The organism is Saccharopolyspora sp. 6M, assembly GCF_020176775.1.
Classification (GTDB): domain Bacteria; phylum Actinomycetota; class Actinomycetes; order Mycobacteriales; family Pseudonocardiaceae; genus Saccharopolyspora_C; species Saccharopolyspora_C gregorii.
This window is the reverse complement of record NZ_JAIUJZ010000034.1, coordinates 1-9,664: the sequence shown is the minus strand read 5'-3', so window position 1 is coordinate 9,664 and position 9,664 is coordinate 1. Positions and strand designations below refer to the sequence as shown.

The window sequence follows — 9,664 nt, the reverse complement described above, 5'->3', positions numbered from 1 at the left end:
GGGTGGCCCGCCCGGGCGACCGCGCCGCCACCGCCGCGGGGGCGAGCCCCCCCGCGCCCCCGCGGGGGGGGGGGGGGCCCGGGGGCCCGGGGGGGGGGGGCCCCCCGGCGCGCGCGCGGGCGGCCGACGGCGTCGCGATCGACCCGGAACGCTTCACCGCGCGCGGCCGGAGGACTAGGTTCCCCCCAGCGTCCTCCGGCCGTGCCGGGGAGCCGACCGCCGCCGCGCAGCTGGAGATCGCATGGCCGACACCGCCGCATCCGCGAAGCAGACCCGGCTGGACCGGGTGCTCAACCTCGTCGAACGGGCGGGAAACCGGCTGCCCGAACCGTTCCTGCTGTTCGCCCTGCTGTTCGTGCTCGTCGCCGTGGTCTCCACCGCGGTCGCCGCGTTCGGCGTCTCGGTGCGGATCCCGGGCGCCGCCGAGGACACGCCGGTGCGGGCGGCGCTGTCCGGCGAGGGGCTGCGGTTCCTGTTCACCGAGATGCCGGCGAACTTCATCGGCTTCCCGCCGCTGGAGACCGTCGTCACGATCATGCTCGGGGTGGGGCTGGCCGAGCGGACCGGGCTGCTCACCGCGCTGATCAGGGCCGCGTTCGGCGGGGCACCGCGCTGGGTGCTTCCCTACGCGGTCGGGTTCGTCGGGATCACCTCCAGCGTGATGGCCGACTCCGCGATGATCATCGTGCCGCCGCTGGCCGCGCTCGTGTTCAAGGCGGCGGGCAGGCATCCGGTGGCGGGGCTGCTCGGCGGGTTCGCCGCCGCGGGCGCCGGGTACTCGACCGCGCCGGTGGTGACGAGCCTGGACGCGCTGTTCTCCGGGATCAGCAACGAGGTCGCCTCGATCCTGCCGGACCCGGGTACGACGGTGACGCCGGTGTCGAACTACTACTTCAACGCGGTGTCCTCGATCGTGCTGGCGCTGCTGGCCGGGTTCCTGATCGACCGGATCATCGAGCCGCGGCTGGTGCGGGCCGGGGTGCCGCGGGAGGAGAGCGGGACCGGGACCGGCGGCGAAGCGCCCGAGCAGCTCACCGCCACCCTGTCCGCCGCCGAGCGGCGCGGGCTGTGCTGGGCGGGGATCGCCGCCGCCGTGCTCGTCGTGGCGGTGCTGGCGCTGGTGCTCTGGGCCGGTTCGCCGCTGCGCAACGACGCGGGCGGGTTCCTGCCGGAGTCGCCGCTGCTGGACTCGGTCACCACGCTGATCTTCCTGGCGTTCCTGGTGCCCGGCATCGCGTTCGGCGTGCCGTCCGGGGCGGTCACCGGCGCCGGGGACGTGCCGAAGCTGATGGCGGCGGCGCTGCGGGACCTGACCGGGTTCCTGGTGCTGGCGTTCATGCTCGGCCAGTTCATCGGCCTGTTCAACTGGACGAACCTGGGCGCGGCGCTCGCCGTCGGCGGTGCCGATCTGCTGCGGGCGCTGGGATTGGCGGGTTTCCCGGCGTTCCTCGGGTTCATGGTGCTGGCGTCGGTGCTGAACCTGTTCATCATCTCCGGGTCGAGCCTGTGGACGCTGATGGCGGCGGTGTTCGTGCCGATGTTCGCGCTGCTGGGCTTCGAACCGGGGTTCGCGCAGGCCGCGTTCCGGGTGGGCGACTCGGCGACGCAGATCATGACGCCGCTCAACCCTTACATGATCATTATCCTGGGCTACCTGCGGCGCTACGAACCGCAGGCGGGGCTCGGCACGCTGGTGGCGCGGATGGCGCCGTTCGTGGTGCCGTTCTGGCTGCTGTGGGCCCTGGTGCTGACCTCCTTCTACTTCGCGGACCTGCCGCTGGGGCCGGGCATGGGCATCAGGTTGTGAAGCGCCGCCGCGGGGAACCCTCCGGGCGCACCGTTCCCGGCGGCAGGAGGCGAGCGCGATGCAGCAGGCGGGTGTCCCGGCCCGGATCGAGGTCGTCGAGGTGGGCCCGAGCGACGGATTGCGGCACGAGCGGACCGCGATCGCCGCACCGGACCGCGTCGAGCTCGTCGAACGCGCCCTCGCCGCCGGACTGCGCCGCATCGAGGTCGCGGCGTTCGGCGCGGACTCCGGCGAACCGGAACGGCTGCTGGCGGCGCTGCCCCGGCCGGACGGGGTGCGGTACCTCGCGCTGGTGCTGGACGAACCCGGGCTCGACCGGGCCGCCGTGGCCGGAGTGGACGAGGTGAACGCGATCGTCGCCGCCACCGACGGCCACGCGGCCCGCACCCGGCGCAGCAGCACCGAGCAGGACCTGGCCCGGTGGGCGGAACTCGCCGCCCGCGCGCACCGCCACGGGCTGCGGCCCATCGCCACGATCGCGGTCGCGTTCGGCTGCCCGCTGGAGGGCGAGGTGTCCGCCGAGCACGTGGCCGCGCTGGCGCGCCGGATCGCCGACGCCGGGCCCGCCGAGATCGTGCTCGCCGACACCGCCGGTATCGGCGTGCCCACGCAGGTGGTGCGGGTGCTGGAACGCGTCCGCGAGGAGGCGCCGGGCGTGCCGGTGCGCTGCCACTTCCACAACACCCGCAACACCGGCTACGCGAACGCCGCCACCGCCTTCCTGGAAGGGGTGGCGGCGCTCGACGCGAGCATCGGCGGGATCGGCGGTTCCGCGACCAGGCCCGGGTTCGGCGGCACCATCGCCACCGAGGACCTGGCCTACCTGCTGACGGGAATGGGAGTCCACACCGGACTCGACGCCGACGAGCTCGCCGCCACCGGCACCTGGCTCGGCGAACGGCTGCACCGCGAAGTCCCCGCCATGCTGGGGAAAACTCGTTGATTCGTTACTTCTGCTGCTGAGTGGGTCGGGTGGCGGAACCTCAGCGGGACCCTCGCTGCGGGATCGTTTTCACCGGTGGCTCCGCCACATGAGAAAACGCTGTCCTCGCGAGGGTCCCGCTGAGAACCCGCGGGTGGTCGGTCTGCGTGAGTGGTCTCCGCTCATCGGCTTCGCCGCTGACAGGAAACGGACACGATCCGCGGCGCAGATTCGGAGGACCGATGCCCCGGGATCAGAACAGGACGCGGGTGAGGCCCTGGGCGACGCAGGCCGGCTTCTCCGCGCCGTCGATCTCCACCGTGGACTCGACGGTGAGCTGCACGCCGCCGTCGATCTCGGTGACCTCGGCGAGCCGGGTCCGGGACCGCACCCGCGCCCCGACCCGCACCGGGTTCGGGAACCGCACCTTGTTCAGCCCGTAGTTGATGCCCATCTTCACGTTCTCGAACCGGTAGGTCTGCGCGTTGAGCGCGGACAGCAGGCTCAGCGTGAGGAAGCCGTGCGCGATGGTGCCGCCGAAGGGCCCCTGCTGCGCACGGTCGGTGTCGACGTGGATCCACTGGTGGTCCAGGGTCGCGTCGGCGAACCCGTCCACCTGCTCCTGGGTGATGGTGAGCCAGTCGCTGGTGCCCAGCTCGGACCCGGTGGCCGCGCGGACTTCATCGGCGCTGGTGAACACGCGCATGGTCGCTCCTGTTCGAGGGGTTCTCAGGCGGGGAGGTCGGCGAGTTCCGCGATCCTGGCGCGGTGGCGGTCCGCGGTGCCGAAGGTGAGCTGGGCGCTCTTGGCCCGGCCCAGGTAGAGGTGCACGGGGTGCTCCCAGGTCATGCCGATGCCGCCGTGCAGCTGCAACGATTCCTCGGCGGCGAGCACCGCCAGGTCGGAGCAGTACGCCTGCGCGAGCGCGACGGACAGCTCGGTCTCGCCGTCCGGTTCCTCGCGGGTCAGCGCGTCGGCGGCGGCCCGCGAGGTGGCGCGCGCGGTGCTCACCCCGGACCACAGGTCGGCGAGCCGGTGCTTGACGGCCTGGAACGACCCGATGGCGCGGCCGAACTGGTGCCGGGTCCGCACGTAGTCCACAGTGGAATCGAGGCAGTGCTGGGCGAGGCCGACCTGCTCGGCGGCGAGCACCCCGGCCGCGGTGAGCAACGCCCGGCGCAGCACCGGTTCCGCGTCCGCGGCGATCAGCTCGCCGCGCGCTCCGGACAGCTCCAGGGTGCCGAACCGGCGCGTCAGGTCCAGCGGCGTCACGGGAGTCCGCACGACACCGGGATCGGCGGTGTCCACCAGGTGCAGTCCGGTGCCGTCCGGGCCCCTGACGGGCACCAGCACCAGATCGGCGACCTCCAGGTCGACCACCGCGGTCACCGAGCCGGTCAGCTTCCCGCCCTCGACGCGCACCCCGGACGGGAGCGGCGCGGACGGTGCCGTGGTGAGCCCGACCGCGACCGTCGCCACCCGCGCCCCGGAGGCGATGTCCGGGACCGGGCCGGTCGCCCCCGCCGCGTCGAGCGCGGCCGTGGCCAGCGCGGTCCCGAGGAACGGCACCGGCGCCACCGCCCGGCCGAGCTCCTCGGCGACCACCGCCAGCTCGCGGACCCCGGCGCCCGAACCGCCGGACTCCTCCGGCACCGCCAGCGCGGCCACCCCGAGCTCCCCGGCCAGCGTCCGCCACAGCGCCAGGTCGTAGGGCTCGCCGGATTCGCAGCGGGCGAGCACCGAGCCGATCTCGCAGCGGTCCCGCAGCACGCGACGCACCGCCGCGCGCAGGTCCTCCTCGACCTCGGTGTAGAGCAGGTCGGCGCTCATCGCGGCAGCTCCTTCCACGGCACGTCCTTGTCCGTGCGGATCTCCGGCGGCAACCCGAGGACCCGTTCGGCGATCACGTTGCGCAGCACCTCCGAGGTGCCGCCCTCGATGGAATTGCCCTTCGCCCGCAGGTACCGGTAGCCGGGGCCGCGGCCGGTGAAGTCGACGTTCTCCGGGCGGCGCAACGTCCAGTCGTCGTAGGCGAGGCCTTCCTCGCCGAGCAGTTCCACCTCGAAACCGGAGATCTCCTGGTTCAGCCGGGAGAAGGCCAGCTTCACCGCCGAACCCTCCGGGCCAGGAGTGCCGACCGCCAGCTGCTGGCGCAGCCGCTGCCCGGTGAGCCGGGTCGCCTCCGCCTCCACCCACAGCCGCAGCAGCCGGTCGTGCGCGCCGGGAGTCCGCGCCTCCGGGTGCGCGCGCCACTGCTCGGCCAGCACGCCGATCATGCCGGACTCGCGGCCCGCGCTGCCGCCGCCGATGGCGACCCGCTCGTTCATCAGAGTGCCCATCGCGACCTGCCAGCCCTGGCCGACCTCGCCGAGCCGCTGCGAATCGGGGATGCGCACCCCGTTCAGGAACACCTCGTTGAACTCGGCCTCACCGGTGATCTGGCGCAGCGGCCGCACGTCCACGTTCGGATCGGTCATGTCGCACACGAAGTACGTCAGGCCCTGGTGCTTCGGCACGTCCGGATCGCTGCGGGCCACCAGGATCGCCCACTGCGCGCGGTGCGCGAACGACGTCCACACCTTCTGGCCCTCGACGATCCAGTCGTCGCCGTCGCGCACCGCCCGGGTCGCCAGCGCCGCCAGGTCCGAACCCGCGCCGGGCTCGCTGAACAGCTGGCACCACACCTCCTCGCCGGTCCACAGCGGACGGAGGTAGCGGGCGCGCTGCTCGTCGGTGCCGAAGCGCAGGATCGTCGGCGCCGCCATGCCGAGCCCGATCCCGTTGCGGGACGGGGCGTTGTCCGGTGCGCCGGCGGCGGCGAACTCGGCGTCCACCACCGGTTGCAGCGCCCGCGGCGCGTCCCGGCCGCCGAGGCCCACCGGGTAGTTCACCCACGCGAGCCCGGCGTCGAACCGGGCGCGCAGGAACTCCAGCCGGTCACCGCCGGGATCGTGCTCGGCGAGGAAATCCCGCACCGCGGTGCGCAATTCGTCCGCATCGGTCATCTCAGCACTCCTTCTGCCCCCGGATACCTGAGCAAGCGAACCCCCGACGAGCGGGTGGACGCCCCGCGAGGCGCCCACCCCGGAAGATCAGTCGCGGGGACCGCCCGCCACGTAGAGGACCTGGCCGGAGACGAAACCGGACCGTTCGTCCAGGAAGAACGACGCCGCGTTCGCGATGTCGTCCGGCTCGCCCGCCCGGCCGACGGGGATGGTGGACACGGCCGCCTTCGAGAAGTCCTCGAAGCTCGCGCCGACCCGCTCCGCCGTCGCCTTCGTCATGTCGGTGGCGATGAACCCGGGTGCGATCGCGTTCGCGGTGACGCCGAACTTGCCGAGCTCGATGGCCAGCGTCTTCGTCAGACCCTGCAACCCGGCCTTCGCCGTCGAGTAGTTCGCCTGCCCGCGGTTGCCCAGCGCGGACGTGCTGGAGAGGTTCACGATGCGGCCCCACCCGGCCTCCACCATGTGCTTCTGCACGGCCCGGCTCATCAGGAACGCACCGCGCAGGTGCACCGACATCACCGTGTCCCAGTCCGAATCGGACATCTTGAACAGCAGGTTGTCCCGCAGCACGCCCGCGTTGTTCACCAGCGCCGTCGGGGCGCCGAGCTCGGTGGCGACCCGGTCCACGGCGGCCGCGACCTGGTCGGCGTCGCTGACGTCCGCGCCCACCGCCAGCGCCTTCCCGCCCGCCGATTCGATCGCCGAGACCGTGTCGGCGCAGGCCTGCTCGTCGAGGTCGATCACCGCGACGGCGAACCCGTCCTGGGCGAGCCGCTTCGCGGTGGCCGCGCCGATTCCGCGGGCGGCGCCGGTGACGATCGCGGTCTTGTTCGACATGGGTGGTTCCCTCACTTCGTCGTCGGGGGAGTTCTTCAGCGGTACTGCTTGAGCTCGCGGCGGGCCAGCGAACGGCGGTGCACCTCGTCCGGACCGTCCACGATGTGCAGCGTGCGGGCGTGCGCGTACAGCGAGGCCAGCGGCGTGTCCTGGCTGACCCCGGCCGCACCGTGCGCCTGGATGGCGCGATCGATGATGGACGTGACCATCTGCGGGACCGCGACCTTGATCGCCTGGATCTCGGTGTGCGCGCCCCGGTTGCCGACGGTGTCCATCAGCCACGCCGTCTTCAACGTCAGCAACCGGTTCGTCTCGATCGCGATGCGCGCATCGGCGATCCACTGCTGCACCACGCCCTGGTCGGCGATCGGGCCGCCGAACGCGGAGCGGGCCAGCGCGCGCCGGCACATCAGCGCCAGCGCGCGTTCGGCCATGCCGATGGCGCGCATGCAGTGGTGGATGCGCCCCGGCCCGAGCCGGGCCTGCGCGATCGCGAAGCCCTCGCCCTCGCCGGAGATGATGTTCTCGGCCGGGACTCGTACGTCCTCGAACACGATCTCGGCGTGCCCGCCGTGGTCGCCGTCGTGGTAGCCGAACACGTGCATCCCGCGCTCGATCCGCACGCCCGGCGTGTCCACCGGCACCAGGATCTGGCTCTGCTGCCGGTGCCGTTCGGCGTCCGGATCGGACTTGCCCATCACGATGAGGATCTTGCAGCGCGGGCTCATCGCCCCCGACGACCACCACTTGCGGCCGTTGATCACGTAGTGGTCGCCGTCGCGCACGATGCGGGTGCCGATGTTCGTGGCGTCCGAGGAGGCCACGTCCGGTTCGGTCATGCAGAACGCGGAGCGGATCTCGCCGTCCAGCAGCGGCCGCAACCAGCGCTCCCGCTGGGCGTCGGTGCCGAACTCGGCCAGCACCTCCATGTTGCCGGTGTCCGGCGCCGAGCAGTTGAACACCTCCGGCGCCAGGTGCGGGCTGCGGCCCATGATCTCGGCGAGCGGCGCGTACTGGAGGTTCGTCAGGCCAGCGCCGTGCTCCCCGGGCAGGAACAGGTTCCACAGGCCCGCGTCCTTGGCCTTCGCCTTCAGGTCCTCGATGATCGGCGCGTGCGCCCACGGGTCGCCCGCGGCGGCCAGCTGCTCGTGCAGCACCGGCTCGGACGGGTAGATGTGCTCGTCCACGAACTCCGCGAGCCTGCCGCGGTACTCCTCGGTGCGGGCGTCGTAGCCGAACTCCATGTCATGCCTCCTCGTCGAGAGCGGACAGGCCCTGGGCGACCAGGTGCGGGACCAGCGCCCCGATGTGCTCGAAGCCGTCCCCGACGGTCTGCCCGCGGGTGAAGCGGTAGTGGATGCCCTCGCTGATCACCGCGAGCTTGAAGAAGCCGAACGCCCGGTACCACTCGACGTCGGACAGGTCGGTGCCGCTGCGCTCGGCGTAGCGCTGCCACAGCTCGCGGACCGGCGGGAACCCGTACTCCGGGCCGATGCCCTTCGCGATCGGGTTCTGCTGCACGCCGTCCAGCCCCTCCCAGTACACCGCCAGCAACCCGAGGTCGGTGAGCGGATCGCCGAGCGTGGCCATCTCCCAGTCCAGCACCGCGCCGATCTCCAGCGAGTCGCCGACCAGCACGTTGTCCAGCCGGTAGTCGCCGTGCACGATGCCGGTGCGCCGGGTGGCCGGGATGCGGGCGCCGAGCAGTTCGGCGAGCCGCTCGATGCCGTCGAGGTCCCGGCTGCGGGAGGCGGCGAGCTGCTTGCTCCAGCGCCGCACCTGCCGCTCCAGGAACCCCTCGGGGCGGCCGAAGTCGCCCAACCCCACCTGTTCCGGGTCCAGCGAGTGCAGGTCGGCGAGCACGTCGACCAACCGCATCGACAGCTCGCGCCGCTGCTCGGTGCTGAGCCGCTCGGTCAGCTCGGGGGAGCGGTACACGGTGCCGTCCACGTGCTCCATCACGTAGAACGGGGCGCCGAGCACGTCCTCGTCCTGGCACATCAGGTAGGTGCGCGGCACCGGCACCGCGGTGTCCGCCAGCGCCGACATCACCCGGTGCTCGCGGCCCATGTCGTGCGCGGTCGCCAGCACGTGGCCCAGCGGCGGCCGGCGCACCACCCAGCGCCGCGCGCCGTCACCGACGACGTAGGTGAGGTTGGACCGGCCGCCCTGCACCAGTTCGCCGGTCAGCGGCCCGGTGACCAGGCCGGGCAGCTCCCGGTCCAGGTGCTCGCGCAGCCGGGTCAGGTCGAGTCCGGGCAGGTCGTCGCTCATGTCTCCTCCGCGGTGTCGGGTCCCAGCCGTGGCAGCAGCCCGCGGAGCTCGGCGCGGGTCTTGGCGGCGTCGGTGTGCAGCACCGCGCGCAGGCCGAGCTGCTCGGCGGCCTCGACGTTCGGTGCGCCGTCGTCGACGAGCACGGCCTCCTGCGGGCGCAGGCCGAGCCGGTCCAGGGTGAGCTCGTAGATCCGGGGGTCCGGTTTGCGCAGGCCCACCTCGCTGGAGATGACGGCCAGCTCGAACATCCCCTCCAAGGTCTCCCACGGGTAGTTGTTGCCCCAGCTGTTCGACAGCATCGCCGTGCGCACCCCGGCGGCGCGCAGGTCGGCGACCAGCCGGTGCATCGCCTCGTCCGGGCGCATGTGCGAGAACATCCGCGCCATCAGGCCGTCCGGCGCGACGGGTTCGTCGTCCACGGTGCGCAGCCGGGACGCCAGCAGCCGGTCGAACTCGGCGCCGGAGAGCTCGCCCGTCTCCAGCCGGTGGATCGGCGTGCCTGCGGGGGCGCTGCGGGACAGCCATTCCTTCAGCGCGGCGGAGAACGTCTCCGGCTTGATCCGTTCGGCGCGGGTCCAGGCATCGATCGCGTCCCGGCCCCGCGTGGTGAGGACCCCGCCGTAGTCGAAGATCACCGCTTGGATCGAGGAGGCCATGCACCGGACCGTACCGACTAGCCGGTATGCCCGCTAGACCCTTCCCGCGGATCGTGGTCGGCCTGCTCGAGGGGTGGGGTGGCGGAACCTCAGCAGCCCGGGGGGGGGGGGGGGGTTTTTTGGCCGGGGGGCCCCCCCCCGGGGAAAACAGAGGGAGCGG

The 9,664-nt window shown here is 72.7% G+C and carries 9 protein-coding genes; 2 read left to right on the top strand and 7 right to left on the bottom strand.

Annotated elements, in window-relative coordinates; translation table 11 throughout:
• Positions 1 to 241 precede the first annotated feature (241 nt).
• Both LCD31_RS06135 and LCD31_RS06130 read left to right on the top strand, forming a co-directional pair.
• Positions 242 to 1,807: an AbgT family transporter gene (locus LCD31_RS06135; protein ID WP_224956539.1), complete on the top strand. Its 1,566-nt coding sequence runs from the start codon at positions 242 to 244 to the stop codon at positions 1,805 to 1,807.
• A 58-nt stretch (positions 1,808 to 1,865) separates the two neighbouring features.
• On the top strand, positions 1,866 to 2,750 hold the full coding sequence (locus tag LCD31_RS06130; protein ID WP_224956538.1) for a hydroxymethylglutaryl-CoA lyase: 885 nt from the start codon (positions 1,866 to 1,868) through the stop codon (positions 2,748 to 2,750).
• Positions 2,751 to 2,982: 232 nt separating this feature from the next.
• Here LCD31_RS06130 and LCD31_RS06125 read toward each other — a convergent pair whose 3' ends face one another.
• The 7 genes from LCD31_RS06125 to LCD31_RS06095 all read right to left on the bottom strand — a co-directional run bounded on the left by LCD31_RS06125 (position 2,983) and on the right by LCD31_RS06095 (position 9,504).
• Positions 2,983 to 3,435 (bottom strand): MaoC family dehydratase, encoded by a 453-nt coding sequence (locus LCD31_RS06125; RefSeq protein ID WP_224956537.1) that lies wholly within the window; start codon positions 3,433 to 3,435, stop codon positions 2,983 to 2,985.
• Between the two features lie 23 nt (positions 3,436 to 3,458).
• Positions 3,459 to 4,559: an acyl-CoA dehydrogenase family protein gene (locus LCD31_RS06120; protein ID WP_224956536.1), complete on the bottom strand. Its 1,101-nt coding sequence runs from the start codon at positions 4,557 to 4,559 to the stop codon at positions 3,459 to 3,461.
• On the bottom strand, positions 4,556 to 5,734 hold the full coding sequence (locus LCD31_RS06115) for an acyl-CoA dehydrogenase family protein (protein WP_224956535.1): 1,179 nt from the start codon (positions 5,732 to 5,734) through the stop codon (positions 4,556 to 4,558). The genes LCD31_RS06120 and LCD31_RS06115 overlap by 4 nt, the downstream gene beginning before the upstream one ends.
• Positions 5,735 to 5,821: 87 nt before the next feature.
• Positions 5,822 to 6,574: a 3-oxoacyl-ACP reductase FabG gene (gene fabG, locus LCD31_RS06110; protein WP_224956534.1), complete on the bottom strand. Its 753-nt coding sequence runs from the start codon at positions 6,572 to 6,574 to the stop codon at positions 5,822 to 5,824.
• Between the two features lie 35 nt (positions 6,575 to 6,609).
• Positions 6,610 to 7,818, bottom strand: coding sequence for an acyl-CoA dehydrogenase family protein (locus tag LCD31_RS06105; protein ID WP_224956533.1), 1,209 nt, complete (start codon positions 7,816 to 7,818; stop codon positions 6,610 to 6,612).
• A 1-nt stretch (position 7,819) separates the two neighbouring features.
• A complete protein-coding gene (locus LCD31_RS06100) occupies positions 7,820 to 8,848 on the bottom strand; it encodes a phosphotransferase family protein (RefSeq protein WP_224956530.1) in 1,029 nt (342 codons plus the stop codon).
• Positions 8,845 to 9,504, bottom strand: coding sequence for an HAD family phosphatase (locus LCD31_RS06095; RefSeq protein ID WP_224956529.1), 660 nt, complete (start codon positions 9,502 to 9,504; stop codon positions 8,845 to 8,847). The genes LCD31_RS06100 and LCD31_RS06095 overlap by 4 nt, the downstream gene beginning before the upstream one ends.
• Positions 9,505 to 9,664: the final 160 nt, after the last annotated feature.

What these genes read in the sequence shown, in the direction of transcription:
- LCD31_RS06135 (WP_224956539.1), top strand. Translation starts at nt 242, where the DNA reads ATGGCCGACACCGCCGCATCCGCGAAGCAGACCCGGCTGGACCGGGTG.
- LCD31_RS06130 (WP_224956538.1), top strand. Translation starts at nt 1,866, where the DNA reads ATGCAGCAGGCGGGTGTCCCGGCCCGGATCGAGGTCGTCGAGGTGGGC.
- LCD31_RS06125 (WP_224956537.1), bottom strand. Translation starts at nt 3,435, where the DNA reads ATGCGCGTGTTCACCAGCGCCGATGAAGTCCGCGCGGCCACCGGGTCC.
- LCD31_RS06120 (WP_224956536.1), bottom strand. Translation starts at nt 4,559, where the DNA reads ATGAGCGCCGACCTGCTCTACACCGAGGTCGAGGAGGACCTGCGCGCG.
- LCD31_RS06115 (WP_224956535.1), bottom strand. Translation starts at nt 5,734, where the DNA reads ATGACCGATGCGGACGAATTGCGCACCGCGGTGCGGGATTTCCTCGCC.
- fabG (WP_224956534.1), bottom strand. Translation starts at nt 6,574, where the DNA reads ATGTCGAACAAGACCGCGATCGTCACCGGCGCCGCCCGCGGAATCGGC.
- LCD31_RS06105 (WP_224956533.1), bottom strand. Translation starts at nt 7,818, where the DNA reads ATGGAGTTCGGCTACGACGCCCGCACCGAGGAGTACCGCGGCAGGCTC.
- LCD31_RS06100 (WP_224956530.1), bottom strand. Translation starts at nt 8,848, where the DNA reads ATGAGCGACGACCTGCCCGGACTCGACCTGACCCGGCTGCGCGAGCAC.
- LCD31_RS06095 (WP_224956529.1), bottom strand. Translation starts at nt 9,504, where the DNA reads ATGGCCTCCTCGATCCAAGCGGTGATCTTCGACTACGGCGGGGTCCTC.